Origin of the sequence: Microbacterium sp. VKM Ac-2923 (assembly GCF_022815605.1) — a bacterium.
Classification (GTDB): Bacteria; Actinomycetota; Actinomycetes; order Actinomycetales; family Microbacteriaceae; genus Microbacterium.
Genome location: NZ_JALGRP010000002.1, coordinates 138,075 through 164,406, shown reverse-complemented (window position 1 = coordinate 164,406; position 26,332 = coordinate 138,075). Strand labels below are relative to the sequence as shown.

The following is a 26,332-nucleotide window of genomic DNA, read 5'->3' as shown; positions in this document are numbered from 1 at the left end:
CACCTTTGCGTCGGTGGGGTCAGGGCCGACGTCGCGACGGACGGATCGTCGTCGATATCCTGGCTCCCGCCTCGGCGATGACCAGCAGGTCGACTTTCGCTCGGAGGGGGAGCCGCCTCAGCCCACCCTCATCCCGGCCAGCCGCTCCGACGCATCGGCGAGCACCTCGACACGCTTGCACGCGGCGAAGCGCACGAGCGTGGCGTATCGGGCGCGGTGAGCGGGTGAGACGAAGGCGGTGAGCGGGATGCCGACGACCCCGGCGCGGGCGGGCAGCTCGCGGCAGAACGCGTCGGCGTCGGTGGCGCCGAGCGGGGCGGCATCCACCACCGTGAAGTACGACCCGCCGGGGGTCGACACCTCGAATCCGGCGGCGCGCAGTCCGGTGCCGAGCAGCTGGGCCTTCTCGGCCATCTCGGAGGCGACCGAGGCGAAGAACGCGTCGGGCAGGCGCAACCCCACGGCGATCGCCGGCTGAAAGGGCGAACCCCCCACATACGTGAGGAACTGCTTGACGGCGAGCACCGCCGTCACCAGCTCGGCAGGGCCTGTGACCCACCCGGTCTTCCACCCGGTGAGCGAGAAGGTCTTCCCCGCCGACGAGATCGAGAGCGTGCGCTCAGCGGCGTCGGGCAGGGTGGCGATCGGCACGTGCGGTCCATCGAAGACGAGGTGTTCGTACACCTCGTCGGTGACGATGATCGCGTCATGAAGGTGAGCGAGGCGGACGACCTCATCGAGCACCTCTCGCGTGAAGACGGTGCCGGTGGGGTTGTGCGGATCGTTGACGAGGATCACCCGGGTGCGAGCGGTGACCGCGGATGCCAGCTGCTCGAGGTCGGGTTGGAAGTCGGGCCACCGCAGGGGGACCGGCACGAGCTTCGCGCCCGACAGCGCCACGCACGCCGCATACGAGTCGTAGTAGGGCTCGAAGACGACGACCTCGTCGTCGGGGGAGTCGATCAGCGCCAACAGGGTGGCCGCGAGAGCCTCGGTCGCCCCGACCGTGATCAGGACCTCGCGCTGGGGGTCGAGCTCGATCCCGTAGAAGCGTCGCTGATGCTCGGCGACGGCCGACAGCAGGTCGGGGAAGCCACGTCCGGGTGCGTACTGGTTGACGCCGCGGGCGATGGCATCCCGTGCTGCCTCGAGAACGGGCTCGGGTCCGTCTTCGTCGGGGAATCCCTGACCCAGGTTGACGGCGCCGGTGGAGGCGGCGAGCGCGCTCATCTCGGCGAAGATCGTGGGGACCGAGGAGCCGTCGGGGGCGAGCAGGCCCGCGCCGCGGGCCGTGCGCTGCCAGGCGCCGGGAAGCTGGTGCATGGATCCAGCATGCCGCACGCATCGCGCTGGCAAGGGGGAATGCTTCGGGGCGCGTTGCTGCTAGACCCATAGAGGCGGCTCACTCCTGTCATAGGTGGCCCACAGCATCCGTGGTCATCGTAGAAGCGCCTGGAAGAAGGAGCATCCCATGAGCGACACCACGGACAACCGTCCCGACGGTAACGACCACAGCCAGCCGACGCCGCACGAGGCGTCCACTCCCGCGGCGTCGGTGCCGCGTTCCGACGTGCCGCCGATGCCCACGCGCTCGCCCGCCGCGGCCGCTGCCGCGTGGCCCCCGCCCGCCGCGGGAACGGCCGCGCCGCAGTCCGCGTCCCCCGCGGTCGGCGGCTATGCCTCGGCCCCCTCGGGCACCCCGAACCCCACTGGTCACGCGTTCGGCCCCGCTGCCACGAGCGCGCACCCCACCCTGACGCTGCCCGACTCGGCATCCACCCCTCCCCGCAAGAAGAGTGCGGCACCGCGCATCGCGGCCCTCCTGGTCGCGGCGGCCCTCGTCGGTGGCGGAGCGGGCCTCGGCGGCACCTATGCCGGACTCAGCCTGTGGGGCGGCGAAAACGCCTCGAACGTCTCCGGACCCACCGCCATCACCGTCAACGACCCGCAGGACGTCAACGCCACTGCGGCGGTCGCCTCGAAGGTGGTTCCGAGCGTCGTCACCATCAGTGCCACCGGCACGCAGTCGGGCGGCACGGGATCGGGCGTCGTGCTCAGCGACGACGGCTACGTCCTCACCAACACCCACGTCGTGACCCTCGACGGACAGACGGGTGACGCCAAGATCTCCGTCACCACGTCCGACGGCAAGGTCTACGCCGCGACCGTCGTCGGCACCGACCCCACCTACGACCTCGCCGTCATCAAGCTGCAGAACGCGTCGGGCCTCACCCCGATCGAGTTCGGGGACTCCTCGAAGCTCAACGTCGGCGACGCGACCATCGCGGTCGGGGCTCCCCTCGACCTGCCCAACACGGTCACGACCGGCATCGTCAGCGCGCTGAACCGGTCCATCCAGGTCGCTTCCTCGGCCGCTCCCAGCGACGGCTCCGAAGACCAGCAGACCGAGCCCGGGCAGGAGAGCCCCTTCCGGTTCGACTTCGGCCAGGGTCAGCAGTCGCAGACGGCGAGCCAGACCATCAAGATCGCCGTCATCCAGACCGACGCGGCCATCAACCCGGGCAACTCGGGAGGCGCGCTCGTCGACGACGAGGGCAAGCTGATCGGCATCAACGTCGCCATCGCGAGCGCCGGTGGCTCGTCATCCGGTGCGCAGTCCGGCAACATCGGCGTCGGGTTCTCGATCCCGTCCGACGTCGCCAAGCGCATCTCGTCGGAGATCATCGAGAACGGCTCCGCCACCCACGGCCTGTTGGGCGCGTCGGTTCAGGATGCCGCCGCACAGCAGGGAGCGACCACCACGGGCGCCCTCGTGGCCGAGGCCGTCAGCGGCGGCGCCGCACAGGCCGCTGGCCTGACCGCGGGCGACGTCATCACCGACTTCAACGGCATCCCGGTGACGAACTCCATCGACCTTACGGCCCAGGTGCGCGCGCTCGCCGCGGGGGCGAAGGCCGAGGTCACCTACCTCCGCAACGGTCAGGAGGAGACCGCCGAGGTCACACTGGGGTCGATGCCCACGAGCTGATCCCCGCGCTCATTGACACGACGCCACCCCGCGGCAGGTTCGCGGGGTGGCGTCGTGTTCGTGGGGGGTGTGCGCATCCTCCGCGACCTCAGTCGTGCCGGGGCTCTGTGGACTGACTTTGCTCGGATGGCTGAGGTTGTGTCGTGTGGGTGTGCGGATCCTCCGCGACCTCAGTCGTGCCGGGGCTCCGCGGACTGACCTCGCGCGGATCGCTGAGGTTGTGTCGTGTGGGTGTGCGCATGCTCCGTGATCTGCGCGGTCTCAGTCGCCTCAGGTCTCAGGGGGCTGACCTCGCGCGAATCGCTGAGGTTGTGTCGGGATGCCGTGGACCCGCGGATCGGGAACGGCGGGTCAGCCGAGCGGGGCGAGGCGGCCGATCGCGGAAAGCGGGATGCCGACCCAATCGGGGCGGTTGCGGGTCTCGTAGATCGCCTCGTACACGGCCTTGTCGAGCTCGAACGCCGCCAGGAGCGGACCGCCGCCCGCGTGCGCGGGGCCCGCGATCTCGGCGTAACCCGCGAGGAACGCCTGCTGCGCGGCGATGACCCAGGCGCGCACGGCGGCGCCGTCGTCGTCGGCGACCGCGCCGGACACGTAGTCGAACGACCGCAGCATGCCGGCCACGTCGCGAACCGCCACATCCGGCAGCAGTCGTTCTTCGATCGGGCGCAGGGGCTCTCCTTCGAAGTCGAGCAGGACCCAGCCGTTCGACGGGGTGTGCAGCACCTGACCGAGGTGCAGATCGCCGTGCACGCGCTGCAGCGCGGGCCAGGGAGCGCGGGCGGCAGCGGCGTACACCGCGCGGATGCGATCGGCGTAGGGGGCGAGGGAGGGAACCTCGGCGAGGGCGATGGCGAGTCGGCGGTCCCACGCGCCGACCACGGCGTCACGGTCGGCGGCGTCGGGCTCGCGGGTGGGGAACTGTGCGGCGAGGGCGACGTGCATACCGGCGATGCTCGCGCCGAGCGCGTGGGCGCGTGCGGCGAAGTCCTCGCCGGCGGCAGCGGCATCCAGGGCGACCCGCCACGCATCCTCCACACCCTCGAAGAACTCCTGCGCGAAGGCGAGCGAGCCGCTCACCGGCACTCCCTCTGGCGTGATCCACGAGCCGCGGACCTCGCCGATGGCGGCGGGGACGAACTCCGCGCCGCCCGCAGCCAAGGCCGACTGCAGCTCGACGTCGGGGTTGATTCCGGGGTTCACCTGTCGGAACAACTTGCAGATGATCGGCACGCCGTCGACGCCCTCGTCGGGGCGGAAGATCACCGATGTGTTCGACTGCTCTCCGCTCAGCACCTTCGCGGTCGCCCGCGGTGGCGCACCGCTGCCCTCCGCCGTGGCGAGGGCGAAGCCGATGAACCCGTCCCCGGGTGCTCCGACCTCTCCGCCGGCGGTGACCCACCCGTAGAGCTGGTCGGTGAAGCCGGCATCGGTCGTGGCATCCGCCCACACCCGTGCGTCGCCGGTCGGGCCGATGAGGCTGCCGGGCGGCACGGAGCCCTCCGCGCGCTGCACGACGGGCACCTGGTAGACGATGGCGGGCCTCACGGCCTCGTCGCGCACGAGGAGCACGCGCGCGTCGTCGTCGAGGGGCCAGTCGGCCACGACGCTCAGCCGCGGGTCGCGACCTTTCGTGCCGTACCAGCGCTGACGCGGCATCCAGATTGCGAGGAGATCGAGAAGGTCGCCCATGCCGTGAGGCTAACGCGCCATCGCGTCGATCGTGCGGGACTTGCGCGCGGGGCCGTGTCGATGAGAGAGATCAGGATGCCGCAGTGGAGTCGTCGTCTGCGCCGGTCTCCCGCACCCCGCCGCCGTCGTCGCGGCGATGCCGGCGGGGCAGCGCCTTGCGGGCCACCGAGCCGGTGCGACGTCCGGCGGACCCGACGGCGTCGGCGATCGCCGAACCCGCGCGGCGGACCCCGCCGACGGCGCTGTGCTCGAGACGTGCGGTGCCGGGGCGCGGCTCCAGGTCCGGGGGCAGCGCGAGCGGGGGAGCGCCGAACGCACGCCGCGCGTTGACCAGCACGCGCCGGCCGAGGATGTGGTTGCCGGCGCCGCCGACCACGGCGCCGACGCCGAACGGGAGGGCCTTGCCGAGCCACGACACTCCGCCTCGAGTGGCGAACTGCCGAACGAACAGGGTTTTGAGCCGGTCGACGAGGGGGCCGACGGCCGCCCGCGGGAGGGTCTTGGTGACCAGTTCTCCCCAGTAGCCGGCGCGGGTGGTGCCGCGACCGGCCGCCTGCGCAGCGAGCTGCGAGACCAGATCGACCCCCTCCTTGCCCAGCATGAGCGCCAGAACGAGGGCGCGTCCACGATCGGGGTCTTCGACGGCGACTCCGTGCACTTCCGCGACGGACTGCGCGTACAGGGCGGTCGCCTCGAGGAATCCGACGGTTTCGACGCCGCTGAGGGCGAGTGTGACGCCGGTGCCGATGCCGGGCACGACGGCAGTGGCGCCGACCGCGGCTCCCCCCGTCGTGACGGCGGCCAGGTAGCGGCGCTCGAGGATCTTCAGGATCTCGTCCACCGTGGCATCCGGATGCCGCAGACGGATGCTGCGCAGGTGCGCGAGCACGACCGGGCGCTGCACCGACAGTACGCGGTCGAGCATGCGGATCGTCCGGGGGTGCTCGTCCGACCCCGCAGGGGGGAGCCCGCCCGTCCAGGGGGCGTCCTGGGGGAGCGAGTGTATGCGGTGCACCTTCTCAGCCATGGACTCATCCTCTCCCGGACGCCTTGACGCGGGCCGAGACTTGACGGCGGTTCCGTGAGCACGCGGTCGTGCTGTCAACCGCTCGAGGCATGCGGGGCGAGCGACGGCAAGAGGCGGGCGGTGTCGGAGGGGGTTGGTAGTTTGGTGCGATGACAGCGTCGCTGCCGGAACCCCGAGATTCGTCCCCCTCTGACACCGAGGGCGCCGCGGCGAGCGTCGAACCCACGGGCCCTCCCACGTCGTCGAAGCCTCGTGCGCCGCGCAGTGCTGCGGCGAAGCGTCCGGCCGCCGGCTCGCCGAGCGACGCGGCGTCCGAGTCGACGGGTGCCGCTTCGCCGAAGCCGGCTCCCAAGCCGCGCACGCCCCGAGCTCCGCGCACGACGGCGGCGCGGGGCACGTCGGGTGCGGCAGCGCGCACGCCCGCGGCCAAGGGGCCGACGACCGCGCGCCCCGCCGCGAAGAAGCCGGCCAGCCCGCGCGGCTCTGCCGCCTCGAAGACCGCGGCGGCGAAAGCCGTGGCGACGGGCGGGACGCAGGAAGCGGAGATCACGTCTCAGCCCGCCGAGACGCCGTCGGTCGACGCGTCCTCGGTGGAGAAGGCCTCGGTGGAAACGCCCGCTGTGGATGCGCCCGCGGTGGAGGCGCCCGCGGTGGAGGCGCCCGCGGTGGAGGCGCCCGCGGTGGAGACGGCCTCCGTCGTGACGCCGGCCGTGTCGGAGACCGGGCAGAACCTGGCGGCGATGGAACCACTCGCTCCGCTGTCCGCGTCGCCCGACGCCTCCGTCCCGGTGGCCGACGGTACGGCCGGGGGGCCTGCGCTCCCATCGGATCCCGAGTCGTCGGCGCCTGCGGACCCCGTGGCCCCGTCGGCGTCCGCAGACGCGGGGTCTGCCGCCGTCGCCGGGTCGCCGGTCGTGTTCGACGACCTCATCATCCCGCCGCGTCCCCCTCTTCCTGTGCTCGAACCGATCGACCAGGTACCGGCCCCCTCGACGTCCACCGACGGCGCCGACCAATTCGATGGCATCGAGTCGCTGTCGGCCGATGTCGCCCACACCGACGACCCGACACCGGCGGACATCGCCGTCGAGGAGCAGGCGACCGCCTTGGACAGAGCCGGAGTCCCGCCCCTCGATTCGCGGGCCGCCGACCACGCGCACGCGGGGGATTCCTTCGCCCTGTCGGCATCCGAGCCCGAGGTCGTCATCGACACCCCGCTGGGGACGAGCGACGGTGACGTCGATCCGATGTCGGCGTCCGACGACCAGGTCGCCGACGCGACCGCCGCCGCCGTGACCCGTGACGAGACGGGTGAGCGTGAGCCGGTGGGCATCACTTCCTCCGAGGACCCCACTCCGCCGGACGTGCGCACCGACGAGGCGGCCGAGGCTCTCCCCCCGGCAGTGACGCTCGTCCCCGGGGTCGACGAGACACCGTCTGAGGCGACCTCGCTCGACGCCGCCGCGACGGTCACCCCTGGCGGCGAAACAACGCTCTCCGAGGCGACTTCGCTGGACGCTGCCGCGACGATCGACCCCGTCCGCGACACGACGCCCTCGGAGGCCACCGCGCTCCACGACGAGACGCTCGACCCGGGGAGCGACGAACCTCTCTCCGACGCGACTTCGCTCGACGCCGCGGAGACGCCCGACCCCGTGGTCGAACCGACGCCCTCGGGAGCAGACGCGCTCGATGACGCCGCCCCCACCTCGACTTCCGTCATCGTCGCGCCCGTCGACACGCCCAACACGCCCGAGGCCGTGCCGACCCCCGACGACGCCGCCGCGATCGAGACGGACGGTGACGCGATCGCGGTCGCGGACCCCGCCGACCCTCAGACGACCGGTGACCCCCGCGTCGAGACGGCGACCCCGGCCCTCACCCTCCGCCACATCACCAAGACGTTCGGCGAGCTGCGCGCGGTGGATGCGATCGATCTGACCGTACCCGCGGGCTCCTTCTACGGCTTGGTCGGCCCCAACGGAGCCGGTAAAACCACCACCCTGTCGATCATCGCCGGACTGCTGCGCGCCGACGCCGGCGAGGTGACCATCAACGGTGTCGATGCCAAGAAGCGGGCGCGCGAGGCGAAGAAGCTGATCGGCGTCCTGCCCGATCGTCTCCGCACGTTCGACCGGCTGACCGGCCGTCAGCTGCTGTCGTACTACGGCGCACTCCGCGGGTTGCCGAGCGGCCTGGTAGAGAGTCGCATGGCCGACCTGGCCCGCGCGTTCGACCTCGTCGAGGCGCTCGCGCGGCCGGTGTCGGATTACTCGGCCGGAATGACGAAGAAGGTCATGCTCGCGGGAGCGATGATCCACTCGCCCCGGCTGCTCGTGCTCGACGAGCCGTTCGAGGCCGTGGACCCCGTCTCGAGCGGAGTCATCCTCGACATCCTCCGCACGTACGTGGATCACGGCGGCACGGTGATCCTCTCCAGCCACGGCATGGAACTGGTCGAGAGGGTCTGTTCGCGGGTCGCGGTCATCGTGGCCGGTCAGGTGTTGGCCGAGGGCACCGTCGACGACGTCCGCGGTGAGGGCACGCTCGAGGAGCGCTTCCGCGAATTGTCGGGTGGACTGGGCGACGTGGAGGGGCTCGAGTGGCTGCACACGTTCTCCGGCTGAGAGTGGCGATGATGCTGGGCGCCCTCCGGGGCGACCGGCGCGACGTGCTCAGGCGAGCCATCGGCGTCGTCGTGCTCGTGGCTGCCACCGTCTTCGCCGCCGTGAGCATCGTCGGACTCTCGGATGCCGATCGCCTCACCACCGCGGTGGTCACCGTGCTCGCCGGCTCCGCCGTCACCCTGGGATTTGCCGTCGGACCGCCCATCACGGCCTCGGTCGATCCGCTGGATCCGAGACGCTTCGCCGTGATCGGTCCGGAACCGCGCCGTCTTGCCGGAGCGCTCCTCCTGGCCGGGTTCGTCAGCGTCCCGGTTCTCGTGACCCTGGTGCTCGGTGTGAGCATCGCCGTGGCGTGGAGTGCATACGGTGCTTCGGCGGTGGCTGGGGTGGTGTCCGTTGCGCTGGGACTGACCACGTGCGTTCTCTTCGCGCGCGTCAGTATGGCTCTGGGCGCGCTGGTGCAGCGGCCTCGGCAATCGCGCGAGTTGATGAGCGTCTATCTCGTCGCCATCCTCGTCGTGGTCGTGCCGATCGGGGTGTTCCTCGGGTCGCTCGAGTGGCGAGGCGCTGTGCCCTCGCAGCTCGCCTCGGCCGCCGAGATCCTGTCGTGGACGCCCATCGGCGCGGCGTGGGCCATCGGCCTCGCACCGACGACGGGGGCGGCGCTGGGCAGTGTCGTCGTGGCCCTCGCGACCGTCGCCCTGCTGGCGCTCGCGTGGTTCGCCCTGGTCGAGGTGCTGCTCACCACCACCCGCCGCCCCGTCGCTGTTCGTGAACGCGGCGGCTTGGGGTGGTTCGCGTTGCTTCCGGGCACGCCCGGGGGAGCGGTCGCCGCGCGGAGCCTGTCGTACTGGCTGCGCGATCGGCGCTACATCGTCAACGTCGCGATCGTGCCGATCGCGGCGGTCGTCTCGACCGTGCCGCTCCTCGTTGCGGGAGTGCCGTTCGAACTGGCCGTCCTGCTGCCGGTGCCCATCATGGCTCTGTTCTTCGGCTGGCTGCCGCACAACGACCTCGCCTACGACTCGACCGCCCTGTGGATGCACATCGCCAGTGGCGTACGCGGCATCCCGGATCGCATCGGGCGGCTCGTGCCCGTCCTGCTCATCGCCATCCCGATCCTGGCCGTGAGCCTCCCGCTCGCGATCGTCGCGCACGGTCGCTGGGCGATCTTCCCGGCCATGGTGGGCGTCTGCGCGGCGCTGTTCCTCGGCGGTCTCGGCTTGTCGAGCGTCTCTTCGGTGCTCGCGCCGTACGCGGTCTCGCGCCCGGGCGACAGCCCGTTCCAGCAGCCGCAGCGCACGGGTTCGGGCGGTGTGATGGCCCAGGGGCTCGTCATGCTCGGAGCGCTGCTCACGGCATCGCCCGCCGGTTGGCTGACATGGCAGGCGATCAACGGCACCGCCATCGACGCGATGTTCGCCCTGTGGGTCGGTGTCGGAGCCGGCGCGATCGTGCTGGTGGTCGGCATCGCGCTGGGCGCGGTGCTTTACGAGAGCCGCGCCACTCGTCTCATGGAGTTCGCGGAGGCGTCATGACGTCCCCGCCCGACCGTCGGGTGCGGTCCACGGCTACACTAGCTCTCCATGAGCACGCCACTCGACAGACCTGACAGCGGGGGTCTCGCGACCCTGGACCGTGAGCTCGAGGAGCTCATCCGCGAAGAGAACATCGAGCCCGGCGATCACGAGCGCTTCTCGCATTATGTGAAGAAAGACAAGATCCTCGAGTCGGCGATTACCGGGAAGCCCGTGCGTGCGCTCTGCGGCAAGAAGTGGACCCCCGGTCGCGACCCCGAGAAGTTCCCGGTCTGCCCGCAGTGCAAAGAAATCTACGAGTCGCTCATCAACTGAGCGGTCCCGCCTCGGCGGTCAGATCAGTTCGACGGTCGTGGTTGTCGACGTCGATCCGTCGCCGCCGTACAGCACCAGCGTGAAGGAGTACGTACCCGCGGGCAGGGGGTGGGTGCCGTCCGACGGATAGCTGCGGACGTCTTGGGCGTACCCGCCGATCGAGATGGTGAGCACACCCGTCAACGACGATGATCCGAGCGGCCCTGTCACCAGCACGGTGTACGGCACGGTGGCCAGGTCGGGGTCGCGCTGTGGCCACCACACGATGTTCTGGTCGTACCGGGCGCGCACGTAGACGGAGATGGGCCCGCGAGTGGTGTTCGTCGCGGGGTCGTACCGGTGCTGGTTCTCGGCCGCGAAGTCCGAGCTCGGTCGAAGCTTCGCCACCGGGACACTCCCGCCCGAGGCCGCGAACGCGGGGGTCGCCGTGACGACGACGATCGCGGGCACGGCCCACGCTGCCGATGCGATCACCTGGCGGCGAGTCCGTTCGAGGGGAGCGGCAGCCTGGCGCGGCATGAGAGTCCTTTCCCGCGGCACGGTCGGCTGCGTCGCGGAAGGTCTCACGCTATCCAGGCCATCGGTCGCGTCTCGGCACATGCGCGATGCGATCACCCTGCAGATCACCCGCCCCTCGCGACGTGCGGAGTGCGCGGCGCCGTCCGGCCTTCACCTCCTCGCTGGCGAGGTCACCCCTCATGTCGCGTCGCGGTACTCCGTCGGCAGAGCAGGCTCCGATTTGCTGAGGGCCAGAGCGCGCACCGGCAACTCTTCGCGCACTCGCGCATGATGTGCACGGGCGGCGTCGACGCCCGCGTGGCCGATAGCTGTGGCATCCACCTCGCCGTCGCGCATGAGCGTGGTCTGCAGCGGGCGCGCATCGGGATGCTCGGCGGCGGTCGACAGATCCTCGAATCCGTCGCTGACCACGATGAGCTCCGTCGTGGCAGTACCCGCGTCGAGGGCACGGAACGCGGCTTTGCGACCACCGTGCGACGCTTTCTGCGCGGAGGCCTTCGCGACCGCCACCCAGGAGCCGTCGGAGGCTTCGCGGGCCACGAGCTTGAACACGAGCCCCGCGGTCGGCACTCCCGACCCGGTCGCGACCGACGTGCCGACGCCGTACGCGTCGACGGGCGACGCCGCGAGGGCGGCGAGTGCGTACTCGTCGAGATCGCTCGTGACGGTGATGCGCGTCCCGGTCGCCCCGAGTTCGTCCAGCAGTGCCCGCACCTCGCCCGCGACGATCGGCAGGTCACCGGAGTCGATACGGACCCCGCCGAGCCCCGTCCCGGCGACGCGCACGGCCGTGCGCACACCCTCGGCGATGTCGTAGGTGTCGACGAGGAGAGTGGTCCCGCTGCCGAGGGCGTCGACCTGCGACCGGAAAGCCTCTTCTTCGCTGTCGTGCAGCAGCGTCCACGCGTGAGCCGCGGTTCCCATGGTCGGCACACCCCAGCGACGACCCGCCTCGAGGTTGCTCGTCGCCGAGAAACCCGCGATGTACGCCGCGCGCGCCGCCGCGACCGCCGCATCCTCGCTCGCTCGACGGGAGCCCATCTCCGCGAGCGGGCGGTCGCCGGCTGCGACGCTCATGCGGGCGGCGGCCGTGGCGACCGCGCTGTCGTAGTTGAGGATGCTCAGCGCCACCGTCTCCAGCAGAACGGCCTCGGCGAACGTGCCCTCGATGGTCAGCAATGGCGAGCCGGGGAAGTACACCTCGCCTTCCCGGTACCCGGTCACCGATCCCGTGAAGCGGTAGCCGGCGAGGAAGTCGAGCGTCATCGCATCCACGATCCTGCCGTCGCGGAGGTAGCGCAGCTCGTCGTCGCCGAAACGGAACTCCCGGATGGCCTCGAGAAGGCGCCCGGTGCCCGCGACGACACCGAAACGGCGTCCTCCCGACAGTCGCCGCCCGAAGACCTCGAAGACGCATCGCCGCTCGGCCGTGCCGTCGCTCAGCGCCGCGTCGAGCATCGTGAGTTCGTAACGGTCGGTGAGCAGGGCCGTGCTGCGCGTCATGGCGTCAGCCTATTCCGGCCCGTTCCGGCCCGCCGCGAGATGCGCGGCGCCTTGACTTCCCGGCCCCGGTGACAGAACGCAGGACTCCCCGGCGCCGCTCGGCGCGGCGCCGTGTTTCTCCGCGACCTCGATCCCGGATCTCCTGCGTTGTGTCCCGCCCACGGCCCTCGGCCCGCGGCCCCGCGGCTCCAAGCCCCCGCGCCCCCGCGCCCCCGCGCCCCCGCGCCCCCGCGCCCCCGCGCCCCCGCGCCCCCGCGGCCCCGCGCTCCGGCCCCACCGTCGCGCGCGACCCGCGGGTCGCGGCATCCGCCGCTCGCCACCCGCCCGTTAGGCTGGTCTCCTATGGATGACGCGCCGATCGGGATCTTCGACTCGGGAGTCGGCGGTCTCACCGTCGCCCGGGCCGTGTCGGCGCAGCTTCCGCGGGAGTCGATCCTCTACATCGGCGATACCGCTCGCTCTCCCTACGGCCCCAAGCCCATCGCCGATGTCCGCCGGTATGCCCTCGAGGTGCTCGACACCCTCGTCGAGCAGGGCGTGAAGATGCTGGTCATCGCCTGCAACACCGCCTCGGCGGCGATGCTCCGCGACGCACGCGAGCGTTACGACGTGCCCGTCGTCGAGGTCATCGGCCCCGCGGTACGCACGGCGATGTCCACGACCCGCAACGGCCGCATCGGCGTGATCGGCACCGCCGGCACGATCGGCTCGCGCGCCTATCAGGACATGCTCGAGGTCAACGAGCGCCTCACCGTGTTCGCCGAGGCCTGCCCGCGCTTCGTCGAGTTCGTCGAGGCCGGTGTCACCGACTCGCCCGAGGTGCTGGCCACCGCCGAGCAGTACCTCGCCCCGCTCCGGCACGCCGGCGTCGACACCCTCGTGCTGGGATGCACGCACTATCCATTCCTCGAGGGCGCCATCAGCTACGTGATGGGCTCCGACGTCAGCCTCGTCTCGAGCGACAGCGAGACCGCGAAAGACGTGTACCGCCAGCTCGTGTCGCGCGACCTCCTGGCGGGACCGGATGCCACGGCCTCCCACCGCTACGAGGCCACCGGCTCGTCGGCCGACGACTTCCTGCGCCTGGCGCACCGCCTCATGGGCCGTGAGGTGCGCGAGGTACAGCTCGTGCAGACCGGCGCCATCGACCTGCCGCGCTGAGGCGTGGCATCCGTTCCCGTTCCCCTGGAGGATCCATGACCCGCAAAGACGGCCGCACCGCCGATCAGCTCCGCCCCGTGACCATCGAGCGCGGCTGGTCGGCGCACGCCGAGGGCTCGGCGTTGATCACGTTCGGCGGTACGAAGGTGCTGTGCACCGCGTCGTTCACCAACGGCGTGCCCCGCTGGCTGAGCGGCAAGGGCAAAGGCTGGGTCACGGCGGAGTACGCGATGCTGCCGCGCGCGACGAACAGCCGTAACGACCGCGAGAGCATCAAGGGCAAGGTCGGTGGACGCACGCACGAGATCTCGCGCCTGATCGGTCGGGCACTGCGCGCGGTGGTCGACACCAAGGCGCTGGGCGAGAACACCATCGTGATCGACTGCGACGTGCTCCAGGCCGACGGCGGCACGCGCACCGCGGCCATCACGGGTGCCTATGTCGCCCTCGCGGATGCCATCGCCTGGGGCCGCGAGAAGAAGTTCATCGGCCAGCGCTCCGAGGTGCTGCGCGACTCGGTCGCCGCGGTGTCGGTCGGCATCGTCGACGGCGAGCCGCTGCTCGACCTCGCCTACGTCGAGGACGTGCGTGCCGAGACCGACATGAACGTCGTCGTCACCGGCCGCGGTCTGTTCGTCGAGGTGCAGGGCACCGCTGAGGGCGCGCCCTTCGACAAGGCGGAACTCGACCGCCTGCTCGAACTGGGCGTCAACGGATGCGCCGAGCTGCGCGGCATCCAGACCGCGGCTCTCGAGGGCTGAGATGCCACGCGTCGTCCTCGCCACACACAACCCGCACAAGATCGAGGAGTTCCAGGCGATCGTCGCGGCCGTCCGTCCCGACCTCGAGGTCGTCGGCTATGACGGCCCCGAGCCTATCGAGGACGGCGTGACGTTCGCGGCCAACGCCCTGATCAAGGCGCGCGCGGCGGCGGCGCACACCGGGCTCCCGGCCCTCGCCGACGACTCCGGCGTCGCGGTCGACGTGCTGGGCGGTTCGCCCGGGGTGTTCTCGGCCTACTGGGCTGGACACAAGAAGGATGCCGCGGCGAACCTGGAGCTGCTGCTCGATCAACTCTCCGACGTCGCCGACCCGCACCGCACGGCGCAGTTCGTGTCGGTGATCGCCCTCGTACGCCCCGACGGCGACGAGCAGACGGTCGAGGGCCGCTGGCCCGGACGCCTGGCGATGACACCCGCCGGACCGGGTGGTTTCGGGTATGACCCGATCTTCGTGCCCGACGATCAGCCCGCGGGCGCCGACCGCACCGTTGGCGAGTGGACGGCGGCCGAGAAGAACGCGCACTCGCACCGCGCGCGGGCGTTCGTTCAGCTGGCGCCCCTTCTCGCGTCACTCTGAGCGTGTAGACCGGATCGGTGACCGTGCTGCCTTCGGTGTCGATCGTCGTCCCCGCCTTCAACGAGGAGGCGGTGATCGCCCAGTGCCTCGACGCCGTCATTCACCAGACGGTCCCCGCCGTCGAGGTCCTCGTCGTCGACAATCGATCGACCGACGCCACCCGGGCGGTCGTCGAGGGATTCATTGCGCGGCATCCGGATGCCGGTATCCGTCTGCTGCGCCAGGATGACCGCCAGGGACTGGTCCCGACCCGCAATCTGGGAATGGACGCCGCGATCGGCGATGTGCTCGGCCGGATCGACGCCGACACCGCTCTGAAACCCGACTGGGTCGCCCAGGTGTCGCGGGTGTTCGCGTCGGGCGAGATCGATGCAGCCTCGGGTCCGGTGGAGTACTACGACCTTCCGTTGCGGGCGATCGGTCAGCAGGTCGACGATGCCTTCCGCCGCCTCCAGGTGCGGCTCGCGGGTGACTTCGTCTTCCTCTTCGGCAGCAACATGGCGGTGCGGGCGGACGCGTGGCGCGACGTGCGCGAGTTCCTGTGCGACGACGAAGACGACGTCATGCACGAAGACCTCGACATCGCGGTGCACCTCGCCCTCGGCGGTCGACGCATCGCATACTCCTCGCACATGGTCGCGGCGATCGGTGCACGACGTCTCGACGATCGCCCGCGCGATTTCCGGCGGTACATCGACCGCTTCGAGAACACCTATGCGGCGCACGACATCCGCGACGTGCGTCTGCGTGCACCGATGGCGGTGTTCCTGGGCGTCTACCCGGCACTGCACATGCACCGCCGGGTGCAGGCGCAGCTGCGGGCGCTGCGCAGCTGACGGCGTCGGGGTCGGCACCCGGGCGTGACGGATCACGCGCGACCGGCCGGGCGGGCCCTCCGGCCTCGGCCGTCCGCCCGACCCGAGCCGACAGCGGTTCTCATTCCCGACTACCCCCGATCCCCGCGGCGCATGCCGTGCTCGTCCTACCCTGGACCTATGCACGATCACGCGCCGTCCGGTGGCATCCGGGATGCCGGTAACAGGCGCCTGCTCGCTACCGCCCTCGCCCTGACCGCGACGGTGATGGTCGTTCAGATCGTCGGGGCCGTCGTATCGGGATCGCTCGCGCTCCTGGCCGACGCAGCCCACATGTTCACGGACGCTGCGGCTCTCGTGGTGGCCCTCGTTGCGACGGCGATCGCCGCGCGGCCCGCCGACGACCGCCGCACGTTCGGATACCAGCGGGCCGAGGTGCTGGGGGCGCTGGCGAACGGCGTCATCCTCATCGTCCTGTGTCTGTGGGTGGGATTCGAAGCGGTGCAGCGCCTGCTCGCTCCGGCCGAGGCGGAGGTGCAGGGCGGGCTGATGCTCGTCGTCGCCACGGTCGGCATGGTCGCCAACGCCGTGTCGATGTGGCTGCTCGGGCGGGCGCAGAAGCGCAGCATCAACGTGCGCGGCGCGTACCTCGAGGTGCTGGGCGATCTGGTCGGGTCGGTGGCGGTCATCGTCGCCGCGGTCGTCATCCTCACCACCGGGTTCGTGCAGGCCGATGCCCTCGCCTCGCTGTTCATCGCGGTGCTCATCGTGCCGCGGGCGATCGGGCTGCTCCGCGAGGTCGTGGTGGTGCTGACCGAGTCGGCGCCGGTGGGCGTGCACGTCGCCGAGATCCGCGACCACCTGCGCGGGGCCGAGGGCGTGGTCGACGTGCACGATGTACACGTGTGGCAGCTGACGCGCGGGGCGCCGGTGTTCAGCGCCCACGTCATCGTCGACGACGCCGCCTTCGCGGATGGTCGAGCCGCCGGCATCCTGGCTTCGCTGCAGGAGTGCTTGGCCGATCATTTCGACGTGGAGCACTCGACCTTCCAGCTCGAGCCCGCCGGCCACGTCGAGCACGACTCGCGTCACGCGTGACCGGGGGAACGGCGGCCCTCCATTACTCGATCGGCAGGAGCCCGCGTTCGGCGAAGACCTTCTTCGCGGTGAACGTCGCGTTCAAGGCGCGTGGGAACCCGCAGTAGACGGCGGCGTGAAGCAGGGCTTCTACGATCTGCGGGGGCGTCAGTCCGACGTTCAACGACGCGTTCACGTGCACCTCGAGCTGCGGCTCGCATCCGCCGAGCGCGGTGAGCATCCCGAGGGTCACGAGCTGCCGGTCACGGGGTTCGAGGCCGGGGCGCGAGTAGATCTCGCCGAAGCCCCAGGCGACCACCTGGTGCGCGAGCTCGGGAGAGATGTCGTCGAGCGCGTCGATGACCTTCGTGCCGGCGGTGCCGTCGACCGCGTCGAGCACGGCCTTCCCTCGGGCGAAGTTCTGCTGTCGCTCGGTCGATCTGGTCATGGTCGGGCTCCGTTTCGTGAGGGGAGGGCGACGACGCCGTCGCGGTAGGTGGCGATTTTGGACGCCAGCGCCTGTTCGTGAGCACGGAGGCGGGCGATCTGTTCCTGCAACCCCGCCTGGTGGGCTTCGAGCAGGTGCAGGCGGGCCTCGGTCGTCGCGACTCCCTGCTCCCGGAGGGCTGCGTACTCGCGCATCTGCGCGATCGGCATGCCTGTCTGCCGCAGGCGCAGCAAAAACCCGACCCACTCGACGTCGTCCGACGAGTAGCGACGCTCATTGCGGGAGTTCCGCGCGACGGGACGGATGAGCTCGGCGCCCTCGTAGTAGCGCAGGGTGTGCGCCGTCACTCCCGTCGCCGCGCTCATTTGCGCCACCGTGAGGCCTCGTTCGTCTGGTGCCATACCTGCACGTTAGGAGTTCGAGCGCGCTCGAAGGCAAATCGTCTCCGCTCGGCGCCTGGCGCGCGCGGGTGGCGGCGGTCGGACTGTTCGCCGGAAGCTCCGTGCCGCGCGCGACGGTGGAGGAGGCCCGCCGGGTCGCGATCCCCCTGCACGTGCTGCTGCAGTGGGACGACGAGGGGAACGACCGAGCGACGGCCCTCGAGCTCTTCGACGCCTTCGGATCGACCGAGAAGACGCTCCACGCCAGCATGGGTGGACACACGGGGGTTCCGGCATTCGCGAGTGAGGACGCCGCCCGCTTCTTCGCCCGTCACCTCTCTCGTGCCGCCGAGCTCGAGAAAGGTGACGCGGTCGAGATGCCCTAGGCGCGTCGCTCGGGCAGGGGCGGGTGGCTGCCGGCTGCGGTGTGGGGTCTGCGACTGCTCCGGGACCGCCGCGAGACGCTCCCTTGATCGCCCCCTCGCTCGGCGCTCGGACTCTGACGGGTCATGAGATCACGATGACGCCGAGAACGGTCACGGCGACCGCGAGCAGCACCAGGGTCAGCGCGGGCACGATGCTCAGCGCGTGGCGGGCGTCGACGACGACGGCGCCGACCATCACAACGGTAAGGGCACCTCCCGCGATCGGAGAGAGAACCGGTGCGATTCCGGTGACGACGGGAAGGATCAGCCCGATTCCTCCGAGCAGTTCCGCGAGACCGATCAGTTTCACGGTCGTGGGCGAGAAGTCGTCCACCCACGTCAGTCCGCTTGCTTTCAGCGCGGACGCGGGGCGCACGATCTTGAGAAGGCCGGAACCGACGAAGGCGATCGCGGCGAGACCGGCGACGATGAAGAAGGCGATGATCATGAGAGGTTCCTCACTGTTTTCGGGGTGGAGCTCATCGGCCGGTCAGGAGCTCGGGATAGAGGGCCTCGATGGGAGCCGCGAGTCCTGCTTTGACGTGAGCGCTGATCCCATCGGCGACGATCTCGAACTCGCCCTTCTCGACACCGTCGAAGACGGCGGCGACCAGGTCCGCGGGCTTCATCTTGGGGTCGTCGGTGTGGGCGGCCATCGCGGTGTCGACGTAGCCCATGTGCACCCCGGTGACGAGGACGCCGTGGGGTGCCAGTTCGAGTCGGAGGGAGTTCGTGGCAGACCAGACAGCTGCCTTCGACGTGCCGTACGCGCCGGAACCCGCGTACCAGCTCGCGACGGAGTGGATGTCGATGAGCACCGCGTTCTCGGCGGACACCAGGACGGGGGCGAAGGCTCGCGCCACGCGGACGGGCGCGAAGAAGTTGATCTCCATGACGCCGCGGAGGTCTTCCTCGGTGACCTCGAGCAGACTGGCCGTCTGGGGCAGCCCGCCGGCGTTGTTGATCACCATTGTGACGTCGCCGGCGGCCGCGGCTGCAGCGGCGACGGAGGCCGGGTCGGTGACGTCGAGTTCGAGCGGGATGACGCGTTCGTCGTCCCACGTGCGGGGGGTGCGTGCGGACGCGTACACCTTGGCGGCGCCGCGGGCGAGGGCGGCGTGGACGAACTCGGTGCCGATGCCTCCGTTCGCTCCGGTGACGAGGACGACGGCGTTGGTGAGGGTGGTCATGAGGATGCCGTTCTGAGTTCGTGCGTGAGGGGCGCAGCAGGATGAGCCGCGTGCGGATGTCGACGGGGTCGGTCTTGTGTCAGTTGTCGGCGCCGATGCGTCCGGTGCGCAGTGCCTCGGCGTACTTCTCGGGGTTGAGCAGAGCGAGTTCTCCGGTGGCTTCGGCATCGGCGATGTAGCCGAGCATCCGCTGCTGAGCCTGCGGCTGCTGGTCTCTGACGAGGAACTCGGCGTGCTCGTACTGCAGGCCGGCGGTGAGGGGCATCGAGGCGCCGAAGTAGATGGATCGCTTGGCCGCGCCCAGGGATCCCTTCGCGCGCAGGCTCAGGTACTCCGCGCGCTCGATGGCACGCGCAAGGACGTCCTGCTGCGGCACGACTTCGTCGACAGCGCCGAGTTCAAGAGCTTCACCGGGAGTGAACGGTCTGCCTTCGAGGACTGCGGTCAGCGTCTGCTGGCGCCCGATGAGGCGAGGCAGTCGCTGAGATCCGCCGCCGCCGGGCGTGAGCCCGAGGAGCACTTCCGAGAGGCCGATGACATGGTCCCCTTCTGCCATGATCCGCAGATCGCACGCCCACGCGAACTCCGCACCGATAGCCAGTGCGGAACCATTGAGAGCCGCGATGAAGATGGTGCCGCTGGCGTTCATCTTCAAGAACGTCGCATGGATGGCATCCAATTGCAGAAGCGTCTTGAGCCGGCTCTTCTTGGCAAGAGCCCGGACGCCCGGTGTCTTGTTGATCGCTGTGGCGAACCGCGCCACGAGACCCGCGATGCGCGTGTTGATCGGCGGGAATCCCACTCCGCCCTGCTGTAGCCAGGTGACGTCGGCGTGGCTGAGGAATCGATCCGGATGTGTGCCGGTGAAAACGACCGCGCGGATGTTCGGATCTTTGTCAGCGCGGTCGACGAGCGTTTTCAGATCTTCCGCGATGGCGACATCGAAGAGTGCGTGCGGGCCGCCATCGATACGAGCCACGAGCACCGCGCCGCGGTCTTCGATGTCGATTCGTCCGCCGGGACGTGTGGTTGCGTGGCTCGTGGTCGTATTCTGCGTGGTGTTCATTGTGTTCTCCCGACGTGGTGTCGTTGTCTTGTGTGTGGAGTCAGTCGTTCAGCGAGGTGTGGGGTTTCGGGAAGAGCCGACGGAGGGCGGAGGCGAGTAGCTTGTCCAGCGCCCGGTCGGGCAGGATCCGCGCCAGGCGGATCAGGAGGGCCGCGTCTCGGCCGATCGTGTATCGGGTCTTCGGGCGGGGCGTGGTCGCGGCGGTGGCGATGGCCTTGCCGGCCTCGGAGGCATCCACTCCGCTGCGGAGAAAGCCCTCCGATTGGGCCAGGATCGCGCGCATCAGCCCGCTGAACCGACGCTCCTGAGTCGGAGTCATGTCGGCGCTGAGCTTCTTGAGGGTGACCCCGCCGCGTCCGACCATCTCCGTACGCACGGCGCCCGGCTCGACGATCACGACCTGCACCCCGTGGGGAGCGAGCTCGCGCCGAAGCGAGTCGCCCACCGCTTCGAGGGCGAACTTCGACCCGGAGTACGCCCCGTACGTCGGCTGCGCGACGCGTCCGCCGATGGAACTGATCAGCACGATACGTCCGCCGCTCTTGAGCAGGGCGGGGAGCACGGCCTGGGTGACCTCGATGTGGCCGAAGAAGTTCACGTCGAACTGTCGGCGCCACTCGGCGAGGGGGAGGACCTCGACGGGGGCGTTGACCGCGATGCCTGCGTTATTGACGACAGCGCGCAGCGGTCGCCCGTCGGCCTCGATGAGTGCGGCCACCTCGACGATCTGCTCTGGGCGGGTGATGTCGAGGATGACGGGCTGGATACGGGTGGATCGGATGGCGTCGGCATCGGCTTCTCGTCGGACACCGGCGATGACGTGGTAGCCGCGTGCAGCGAGGTCGGTGGCCGTGGCTGCACCCATGCCGGTGGAGGCGCCGGTGACGAGGATGAGTTCCGAGGTTTGAGGTGACGTTGTCATCTCAGAACTGTATCACTCCGGTTGACGTTGTCAACTGTATGATCTGTCCATGGTCAGTCGTCTCGAATCCTCCGCGGCAACACGTCGGTCTCTCCTGGACGCTGCTCGGGAACTCCTGAATGAGGGAGGCCCCTCCAGAGTGACCCTGAGAGAGGTGGGTGCCCGCGCCGCTGTCTCCCGGGGTGCTCCGTACCGGCACTTCGCTGACAAGGAGAGTCTCCTGGCGGCAGTCGGCGCGGAGAGTTGGGATCGCATCACCGACCAACTGGCGCAGATTCATGCCGCCCCACCGGCTGATCGCGCCGTTCTCTTGAAGTCAGCGCTGCGCGCCCTCATCGAAGTGGGGACGGAGGAGCCGGAGGTCTACCGGGCAATGTTCACCGTGCCGGCGAGTAACCCCGAAGTAGCCATCGACGCCGCCCTCCGCGCCCAGGAGCAGTTTCTTCGGATCGTGGGAAGCGTCGTCGGTGAGGAGTATGCCCACCTCTACGGGGCGATGCTGCTCACCAGCGCACACGGCATTACCACCATGGGATCGACGGGTCACCTCTCACCGGACATGTGGCAGGTGTCCCTCGACGACGTCGTGGATGCCATGGTGGATCTCGTCGCGCAACGGTCGTAGAGGGCGCACGCGCCGCCGCTAACGTGTTCGAGGTCCCTTCGGGGCGACGATGGTCGTGGCGTTCGGCAGAGTGACCACTGGCGGTCGGACCAGTTCGAAGCAGAGGTTGGCGCGGGTGGGGCTACCCCAGACGGCGAACAGACACGTCGGAGTGCAGGTCTTCCCGCACCACGTCGCCCGGGTCCTTGTCGGGTCGCAGCCCCCGCCACCGTGCCTGACGCAGAATTCCGCCCGGGGTGAACTCGGCGAACTCCACCTCGGCCACCAGCTCCGGGTGCACCCACTCGGCGTCTCGCGCGTCTGCGGCGGGGACGCCGACGAACGGATCCGTCTCGCCCCTCAGCGGTTCGAGCAGGGCCGACAGCCGGGCGAGCGTCTGCTCGCCGAAACCGGAACCGACGCGTCCGGCGTAGCGCAGCCCGTCGGGACCGGGAATGCCGACGAGGAGGGATCCGATGGTTCCGGCGCGGTTGCCCTTCCCCGGCCGGATGCCGCCGACGACGACCTCCTGCGTCCGGGAGTGCTTGATCTTCAACCACTGTTCCGAACGCTCTCCCCGGCGGTAGAGCGACCCGGGGTCCTTCACGACGACCCCCTCGAGACCGAAGTGGCCGCTGGTGGCCACCGCGGCATCCACATCGTCGAAGACGGGCGGTACGACCACCGGGAGGCCGGCGTTCCCTGCGAGGTCCTCCAGGAGGCGGCGCCGGTCGGCCAGGGGGAGCGCGGCCACGTCGTCGTCGCCCACGCGCAGCACGTCGAAGAGGTAGAGCTGCACGGGCGTGCGCTTCGCCTCGTGCGCGATCTCGCGTGGCTGGGCGAGGTTCATGCGCTTCTGCAGCAGCGGGAAGCTCGGTCGACCCTCCGCGTCGAGCGCGACGATCTCCCCGTCGAACACGGCCGGCGTCTCGCCGAGTCGCAGGTCGACCGTCGTCAAATCGGGGTAGGCCGCGGTCAGATCGATGCCGTTACGCGAACGGAGGCGAAGTCGTTCACCGTCCCACACGCCCAGACCCCGGATACCGTCCCACTTCATCTCCACCCACGCCTCGCCCCAGCGGCTCGCCGCGGCGCGAGCGATCCCGGCGGTGGCCGACGTCGCCAGCATGGGGCGGAGGTCGGCCATCGACGGCGCGGTGATCGGTCGAGGCGGGGTCGACGCGGTGGTGGCGGGGGCGGCGCTCGCACCGGCATGGTCGAGGGCGACCACCGGCGCCCCGTCGCGTTGCGCGTGGCCCTCGGCATTCGTCTTCATGCGGTGCAGCAACCACTGCGACTTCTCTCCGGCGCCCTGCGTGCGGATGAGGGTGACCCGGACGCGCCCGAGAGGACCGTCGGGCCGACCCTGGAGGGTCGCGATCACCTCGTCGTCGCGCCACTTCTCGAGGTCGTAGGTGCCGGTGTCCCAGACCGTCATGATTCCCGCCCCGTACTCGCCGCGGGGGATCTCGCCCGCGAAGTCGAGGTACTGCATCGGGTGGTCCTCGGTCATGACGGCGAGGCTGTTCTTCGCCGTCGTCGCGGGCACACCCCGAGGCACGGCCCAGCTGACGAGCACGCCGTCGTGCTCGAGCCGCAGATCCCAGTGCAGGCGGGAGGCGTGATGCTCCTGGATGACGAAGCGGGGGAGACCCTCGGGCGCGGCGTCGCCGTGCGGTGCGGGAGGCACGGGCTCGGGGGTGCGGCCGGCGGTGCGCTTGGAGATGTAGGACCGCAGGGGCCCGTCGTCGCGCTCGACGGGGGCGAGGGGGTCGACGGTGCGCTCGAGCACCTCGCTGAACAGCAGATGACGCAGACCGGGATCGTCGAGCTCGTCCCAGGTGCGCGGGGCGGCGACCGTCGGCCGTGCGCGGCCGCGCAGCGAGTAGGGGGCGATCGTGGTCTTCGACCCGTTGTTCTGGCTCCAGTCGATGAACACCTTGCCGGGACGGGCGGCTTTCGACATCTGGCTGACGACGAGGTCGGGGTGGTCGGCCTCGATGGCTCGCGCGAGTTCTTTCGCGATCGCGCTGGCGGAATCGCTCGACTGCTTCCCGTCGAGGTGCGCGTACAGGTGGATGCCTTTGCTGCCGCTGGTGACCGGCAGCGGATCCAGGCCCATGTCCCGCAGAATCGCCCGCGCCCAGCGGGCGACCTCGGCGCACTCGGCGAGTCCCACCCCCGGGCCGGGGTCGAGATCGAGCACGAGGCGGTCGGGGTTCCGGCGCTCGCCGCCGGGCGAGAATCTCCACTGCGGCACATGCAATTCGAGGCTGGCGACCTGGGCGAGGTACACGAGGGTCGGCAGGTCGTCGACGAGGGGGTAGTCCTTCGCCCCGGAGGAGTGATCGATCGGCAGGCGCCGCACCCAGGCAGGAGCCCCCGGTTCGAGGGCCTTGGCGAAGAACGGCTCGGCAGGTTCGGCCTCGGTGCCCACGCCGTCGGGCCAGCGTTTGCGCGTGAGCGGGCGGTCGCGCACGTGGGGGAGCAGGAGCGGCGCGATGCGCGAGTAGTAGTCGATCACCTCGCCCTTGGTGGTCCCCGTCTCGGGATAGAGCACCTTGTCGAGATTCGACAGGCGCAGTCGGCGACCGCCGATCCGCACCGTCTGCTCCGTCATCGCCCCAGCGTAGAGCGGGGAAGGTCCGGGATGCCGACGGCGTTCCGTCCGCGCCCGGACACAGCGCAGGAGTTCCGGCTGCGCCCGGACACAGCGCAGGAGTTCCGTCCGCGCCCGGACACAACGCAGGAGTTCCGGCTGCGCCGACCGACAGTACGGCCCCGTCCGCCGGTCGGTCGGTCGGATCTCCTGCGTTGTGTCAGGGGGCGGCAGTGGACGGCGCGGAACCGGCGACCCGCGGCGCAAGGGTCTCGGCATCCCGAGGCGTTTCGGTGTTCACTGGGCACATGCGATCGATCTGGAAGGGCGCTCTGACCTTCGGCCTCGTCAACGTGCCGGTGAAGGTGTATTCGGCGACCGAGGACCACGACGTCTCCCTGCACCAGGTGCACAACAAAGACGGAGGGCGCATCCGTTACCAGCGCATCTGCGAGGTCGACGGTGAGGTCGTGCCCTACGGTGACATCGACCGGGCTTACGACGACGGCGAGCAGACCGTCGTGCTGACCAAAGACGACCTCGCGTCGCTTCCGAGCGAGCGCAGTCGGGAGATCGAGGTCGTCGAGTTCGTGCCCAGCGAGCAGGTCGACCTGCTGACGCTCGACAAGGCGTACTACCTGGAGCCCGACTCGACGTCGCCCAAGGCGTACGTCCTCCTGCGCAAGACCCTCGAGCAGACCGAACGCACCGCGATCGTGCGCTTCTCGCTGCGGCAGAAGACGCGGCTCGCGGCGCTACGCGTGCGCGGAGACGTGCTCGTGCTGCAGACGCTGCTGTGGGCCGACGAGGTGCGGGAGGCGGCCTTCCCGGCGCTGGACGAGAGCGTGCGCATCTCGGCGAAGGAGCTGGAGATGTCGGCGTCCCTCGTCGACAGCTTCTCGAAGGACTTCGACCCCGAGGAGTTCACCGACGAATACCAGGCGGAACTCCGCACGCTCATCGACGCGAAACTCGAGCAGGGTGACGCGATCGACACCGACGCCACCTTCGGAAAGCAGGAGGAAGACGACGGTGGCGAGGTCATCGATCTGATGGAGGCGTTGCGCGCGAGCGTCGAACGCAGCCGCGCCGCGCGGGCAGGGGAGAACGACAAGGCCGCCGACGAGAAGCCGGCGGCCAAGAAGAAGACGAAGGCGTCCTGAGCCTCAGCGGGCCGGGTGGTCTCCGTCTTCGAGCGTCTTCGGGTCGAGGGTCAGCGCCTCGGCCTCGGCGTGGGTCACGGTGCCGTGTCCGGCCGCCGCGTCGCGCTTCGCGGCGGCGCGCTCGCGGAAGTAGTGGAAGACGACGAAACCGACCGTGCCGACGACGACCGTCAGCAGGATGACGTCGATGTACTCTGCGACGAACTCACCGACGCCGGGGATCAGGCTGAGCAGATAGCCGGCGACGGTGAGGCCGAAGCCCCAGATCAGGGCGCCGATCAGGTTGTAGAGCGTGTACTTCCACTTGTTCATGTGGCCGACACCGGCGGCGATCGGCGCGAAGGTGCGCACGATCGGCACGAAGCGGGCGAGGATCACGGTGAGCCCGCCGAAGCGGACGAAGAACGCGTTGGTGCGCTCGACGTTCTTCCGGCTGAACAACCCCGACTCTTTGCGCTCGAAGATCGCGGGGCCCGCCTTGTGGCCGATGAGGTAGCCGACTTCGCCGCCGAGGAACGCCGCCAGACCGATCAGCAGGCCGGTGATCCAGACGTTCACGCCGAAGACGCCGTGAGGCGGGTGCGTGACCGGGTTCGACAGGATGCCCGCCATGATGAGCAACGTGTCGCCGGGCAGCAGGAAGCCGATCAGCAGGCCGGTCTCGGCGAAGACGATGAGGCACACGATGACGAGGGCCCAGGGGCCGGCGGCGTCGATGATCGTCGCGGGGTCGAGCCACGGGAGCAGGGCGGCGGTGGTGTGGATCACATCGGTCCCGTCGGGTCGGAGAGATGGTGCGGGTGAAGCGGGTAACCGTGCGGAAGGGGGGACTTGAACCCCCACGCCCGAAGGCACAGGAACCTAAATCCTGCGTGTCTGCCGATTTCACCACTCCCGCGAGTGGCATCAGTCT

General features: G+C 70.1%; 25 protein-coding genes and 1 tRNA gene. 12 read left to right on the top strand and 14 right to left on the bottom strand.

Going from position 1 to position 26,332, the window contains the following annotated elements:
• Nucleotides 1–117: 117 nt before the first annotated feature.
• The gene (locus tag MT347_RS03935) at nt 118–1,323 is read right to left on the bottom strand and encodes an aminotransferase class I/II-fold pyridoxal phosphate-dependent enzyme (protein ID WP_243498287.1); all 1,206 of its coding nucleotides are present in this window, start codon (nt 1,321–1,323) and stop codon (nt 118–120) included.
• A 148-nt stretch (nt 1,324–1,471) separates the two neighbouring features.
• On the opposite strand from MT347_RS03935, the gene MT347_RS03930 reads away from it, so the two are divergent.
• The gene (locus MT347_RS03930) at nt 1,472–2,989 is read left to right on the top strand and encodes a S1C family serine protease (protein ID WP_243498285.1); all 1,518 of its coding nucleotides are present in this window, start codon (nt 1,472–1,474) and stop codon (nt 2,987–2,989) included.
• A gap of 351 nt (nt 2,990–3,340) precedes the next feature.
• On the opposite strand, the gene MT347_RS03925 is transcribed toward MT347_RS03930, so the two are convergent.
• Both MT347_RS03925 and MT347_RS03920 read right to left on the bottom strand, forming a co-directional pair.
• Nucleotides 3,341–4,681: a phosphotransferase gene (locus MT347_RS03925; protein WP_243498283.1), complete on the bottom strand. Its 1,341-nt coding sequence runs from the start codon at nt 4,679–4,681 to the stop codon at nt 3,341–3,343.
• Nucleotides 4,682–4,751: 70 nt separating this feature from the next.
• The gene (locus tag MT347_RS03920) at nt 4,752–5,708 is read right to left on the bottom strand and encodes a hypothetical protein (protein ID WP_243498281.1); all 957 of its coding nucleotides are present in this window, start codon (nt 5,706–5,708) and stop codon (nt 4,752–4,754) included.
• 149 nt (nt 5,709–5,857) lie between these two features.
• On the opposite strand from MT347_RS03920, the gene MT347_RS03915 reads away from it, so the two are divergent.
• The 3 genes from MT347_RS03915 to MT347_RS03905 are packed head-to-tail and all read left to right on the top strand — an operon-like array spanning nt 5,858 to nt 10,188.
• Complete coding sequence (locus MT347_RS03915) at nt 5,858–8,335, top strand: ATP-binding cassette domain-containing protein (RefSeq protein ID WP_243498279.1); 2,478 nt, start codon at nt 5,858–5,860, stop codon at nt 8,333–8,335.
• Nucleotides 8,311–9,873, top strand: a complete 1,563-nt coding sequence (locus MT347_RS03910; protein WP_243498277.1) for a hypothetical protein — start codon at nt 8,311–8,313, stop codon at nt 9,871–9,873. The genes MT347_RS03915 and MT347_RS03910 overlap by 25 nt, the downstream gene beginning before the upstream one ends.
• Before the next feature lie 48 nt (nt 9,874–9,921).
• Nucleotides 9,922–10,188 carry a DUF3039 domain-containing protein gene (locus tag MT347_RS03905; RefSeq protein ID WP_243498275.1) on the top strand — a complete coding sequence of 89 codons (267 nt, stop codon included), beginning with the start codon at nt 9,922–9,924 and terminating at the stop codon, nt 10,186–10,188.
• A gap of 18 nt (nt 10,189–10,206) precedes the next feature.
• Here the strand turns inward: MT347_RS03905 and MT347_RS03900 are convergent, their stop codons facing one another.
• Nucleotides 10,207–10,707 (bottom strand): hypothetical protein, encoded by a 501-nt coding sequence (locus tag MT347_RS03900; protein WP_243498273.1) that lies wholly within the window; start codon nt 10,705–10,707, stop codon nt 10,207–10,209.
• Nucleotides 10,708–10,884: 177 nt separating this feature from the next.
• The gene (locus MT347_RS03895) at nt 10,885–12,210 is read right to left on the bottom strand and encodes a nicotinate phosphoribosyltransferase (protein ID WP_243498271.1); all 1,326 of its coding nucleotides are present in this window, start codon (nt 12,208–12,210) and stop codon (nt 10,885–10,887) included.
• A 342-nt stretch (nt 12,211–12,552) separates the two neighbouring features.
• Between MT347_RS03895 and murI the strand changes: the two genes are divergently transcribed.
• The 5 genes from murI (at nt 12,553) to MT347_RS03870 (ending at nt 16,643) form a co-directional block, all read left to right on the top strand.
• Complete coding sequence (gene murI, locus MT347_RS03890) at nt 12,553–13,371, top strand: glutamate racemase (protein ID WP_243498269.1); 819 nt, start codon at nt 12,553–12,555, stop codon at nt 13,369–13,371.
• A 35-nt stretch (nt 13,372–13,406) separates the two neighbouring features.
• Nucleotides 13,407–14,132 (top strand): ribonuclease PH, encoded by a 726-nt coding sequence (gene rph, locus MT347_RS03885; protein ID WP_183419992.1) that lies wholly within the window; start codon nt 13,407–13,409, stop codon nt 14,130–14,132.
• A 1-nt stretch (nt 14,133) separates the two neighbouring features.
• A complete protein-coding gene (gene rdgB, locus MT347_RS03880; protein WP_243498267.1) occupies nt 14,134–14,730 on the top strand; it encodes an RdgB/HAM1 family non-canonical purine NTP pyrophosphatase in 597 nt (198 codons plus the stop codon).
• Between the two features lie 17 nt (nt 14,731–14,747).
• Complete coding sequence (locus MT347_RS03875) at nt 14,748–15,566, top strand: glycosyltransferase family 2 protein (RefSeq protein ID WP_243498265.1); 819 nt, start codon at nt 14,748–14,750, stop codon at nt 15,564–15,566.
• A gap of 159 nt (nt 15,567–15,725) precedes the next feature.
• A complete protein-coding gene (locus MT347_RS03870; RefSeq protein ID WP_243498263.1) occupies nt 15,726–16,643 on the top strand; it encodes a cation diffusion facilitator family transporter in 918 nt (305 codons plus the stop codon).
• 22 nt (nt 16,644–16,665) lie between these two features.
• On the opposite strand, the gene MT347_RS03865 is transcribed toward MT347_RS03870, so the two are convergent.
• Complete coding sequence (locus tag MT347_RS03865) at nt 16,666–17,070, bottom strand: carboxymuconolactone decarboxylase family protein (RefSeq protein ID WP_243498261.1); 405 nt, start codon at nt 17,068–17,070, stop codon at nt 16,666–16,668.
• The gene (locus MT347_RS03860; protein WP_243498259.1) at nt 17,067–17,435 is read right to left on the bottom strand and encodes a MerR family transcriptional regulator; all 369 of its coding nucleotides are present in this window, start codon (nt 17,433–17,435) and stop codon (nt 17,067–17,069) included. The genes MT347_RS03865 and MT347_RS03860 overlap by 4 nt, the downstream gene beginning before the upstream one ends.
• Nucleotides 17,436–17,464: 29 nt before the next feature.
• Here MT347_RS03860 and MT347_RS03855 point away from each other — a divergent pair, with 29 nt between their 5' ends.
• Nucleotides 17,465–17,836, top strand: coding sequence for a hypothetical protein (locus MT347_RS03855; RefSeq protein ID WP_243498257.1), 372 nt, complete (start codon nt 17,465–17,467; stop codon nt 17,834–17,836).
• A gap of 121 nt (nt 17,837–17,957) precedes the next feature.
• Here MT347_RS03855 and MT347_RS03850 read toward each other — a convergent pair whose 3' ends face one another.
• The 4 genes from MT347_RS03850 to MT347_RS03835 form a co-directional block, all read right to left on the bottom strand.
• Nucleotides 17,958–18,323 carry a DoxX family protein gene (locus MT347_RS03850; RefSeq protein ID WP_243498255.1) on the bottom strand — a complete coding sequence of 122 codons (366 nt, stop codon included), beginning with the start codon at nt 18,321–18,323 and terminating at the stop codon, nt 17,958–17,960.
• A 31-nt stretch (nt 18,324–18,354) separates the two neighbouring features.
• A complete protein-coding gene (locus MT347_RS03845; RefSeq protein WP_243498253.1) occupies nt 18,355–19,065 on the bottom strand; it encodes an SDR family oxidoreductase in 711 nt (236 codons plus the stop codon).
• A gap of 79 nt (nt 19,066–19,144) precedes the next feature.
• Entirely contained in the window at nt 19,145–20,131 is a 987-nt protein-coding gene (locus tag MT347_RS03840) for an enoyl-CoA hydratase/isomerase family protein (RefSeq protein ID WP_243498251.1), read from the bottom strand.
• 40 nt (nt 20,132–20,171) lie between these two features.
• Nucleotides 20,172–21,053, bottom strand: a complete 882-nt coding sequence (locus MT347_RS03835; protein ID WP_243498249.1) for an SDR family oxidoreductase — start codon at nt 21,051–21,053, stop codon at nt 20,172–20,174.
• Nucleotides 21,054–21,102: 49 nt separating this feature from the next.
• Here MT347_RS03835 and MT347_RS03830 point away from each other — a divergent pair, with 49 nt between their 5' ends.
• The gene (locus MT347_RS03830) at nt 21,103–21,678 is read left to right on the top strand and encodes a TetR/AcrR family transcriptional regulator (protein WP_243498247.1); all 576 of its coding nucleotides are present in this window, start codon (nt 21,103–21,105) and stop codon (nt 21,676–21,678) included.
• Between the two features lie 121 nt (nt 21,679–21,799).
• On the opposite strand, the gene MT347_RS03825 is transcribed toward MT347_RS03830, so the two are convergent.
• Entirely contained in the window at nt 21,800–24,277 is a 2,478-nt protein-coding gene (locus tag MT347_RS03825; RefSeq protein ID WP_243498245.1) for an ATP-dependent DNA ligase, read from the bottom strand.
• Nucleotides 24,278–24,564: 287 nt separating this feature from the next.
• Between MT347_RS03825 and MT347_RS03820 the strand changes: the two genes are divergently transcribed.
• Nucleotides 24,565–25,419: a Ku protein gene (locus MT347_RS03820; protein WP_243498242.1), complete on the top strand. Its 855-nt coding sequence runs from the start codon at nt 24,565–24,567 to the stop codon at nt 25,417–25,419.
• Nucleotides 25,420–25,422: 3 nt separating this feature from the next.
• Here the strand turns inward: MT347_RS03820 and MT347_RS03815 are convergent, their stop codons facing one another.
• Entirely contained in the window at nt 25,423–26,187 is a 765-nt protein-coding gene (locus tag MT347_RS03815; RefSeq protein ID WP_243498240.1) for a DedA family protein, read from the bottom strand.
• 48 nt (nt 26,188–26,235) lie between these two features.
• Nucleotides 26,236–26,317, bottom strand: a tRNA-Leu gene (locus tag MT347_RS03810).
• Nucleotides 26,318–26,332: the final 15 nt, after the last annotated feature.

Coding starts and splice junctions, on each gene's coding strand:
- MT347_RS03860 (WP_243498259.1), bottom strand. CDS start 17,435: ATGAGCGCGGCGACGGGAGTGACGGCGCACACCCTGCGCTACTACGAG.
- MT347_RS03930 (WP_243498285.1), top strand. CDS start 1,472: ATGAGCGACACCACGGACAACCGTCCCGACGGTAACGACCACAGCCAG.
- MT347_RS03925 (WP_243498283.1), bottom strand. CDS start 4,681: ATGGGCGACCTTCTCGATCTCCTCGCAATCTGGATGCCGCGTCAGCGC.
- MT347_RS03835 (WP_243498249.1), bottom strand. CDS start 21,053: ATGACAACGTCACCTCAAACCTCGGAACTCATCCTCGTCACCGGCGCC.
- MT347_RS03895 (WP_243498271.1), bottom strand. CDS start 12,210: ATGACGCGCAGCACGGCCCTGCTCACCGACCGTTACGAACTCACGATG.
- MT347_RS03840 (WP_243498251.1), bottom strand. CDS start 20,131: ATGAACACCACGCAGAATACGACCACGAGCCACGCAACCACACGTCCC.
- rph (WP_183419992.1), top strand. CDS start 13,407: ATGACCCGCAAAGACGGCCGCACCGCCGATCAGCTCCGCCCCGTGACC.
- rdgB (WP_243498267.1), top strand. CDS start 14,134: ATGCCACGCGTCGTCCTCGCCACACACAACCCGCACAAGATCGAGGAG.
- MT347_RS03845 (WP_243498253.1), bottom strand. CDS start 19,065: ATGACCACCCTCACCAACGCCGTCGTCCTCGTCACCGGAGCGAACGGA.
- MT347_RS03820 (WP_243498242.1), top strand. CDS start 24,565: ATGCGATCGATCTGGAAGGGCGCTCTGACCTTCGGCCTCGTCAACGTG.
- MT347_RS03905 (WP_243498275.1), top strand. CDS start 9,922: ATGAGCACGCCACTCGACAGACCTGACAGCGGGGGTCTCGCGACCCTG.
- MT347_RS03865 (WP_243498261.1), bottom strand. CDS start 17,070: ATGACCAGATCGACCGAGCGACAGCAGAACTTCGCCCGAGGGAAGGCC.
- MT347_RS03850 (WP_243498255.1), bottom strand. CDS start 18,323: ATGATCATCGCCTTCTTCATCGTCGCCGGTCTCGCCGCGATCGCCTTC.
- MT347_RS03915 (WP_243498279.1), top strand. CDS start 5,858: ATGACAGCGTCGCTGCCGGAACCCCGAGATTCGTCCCCCTCTGACACC.
- murI (WP_243498269.1), top strand. CDS start 12,553: ATGGATGACGCGCCGATCGGGATCTTCGACTCGGGAGTCGGCGGTCTC.
- MT347_RS03900 (WP_243498273.1), bottom strand. CDS start 10,707: ATGCCGCGCCAGGCTGCCGCTCCCCTCGAACGGACTCGCCGCCAGGTG.
- MT347_RS03825 (WP_243498245.1), bottom strand. CDS start 24,277: ATGACGGAGCAGACGGTGCGGATCGGCGGTCGCCGACTGCGCCTGTCG.
- MT347_RS03920 (WP_243498281.1), bottom strand. CDS start 5,708: ATGGCTGAGAAGGTGCACCGCATACACTCGCTCCCCCAGGACGCCCCC.
- MT347_RS03830 (WP_243498247.1), top strand. CDS start 21,103: ATGGTCAGTCGTCTCGAATCCTCCGCGGCAACACGTCGGTCTCTCCTG.
- MT347_RS03870 (WP_243498263.1), top strand. CDS start 15,726: ATGCACGATCACGCGCCGTCCGGTGGCATCCGGGATGCCGGTAACAGG.
- MT347_RS03935 (WP_243498287.1), bottom strand. CDS start 1,323: ATGCACCAGCTTCCCGGCGCCTGGCAGCGCACGGCCCGCGGCGCGGGC.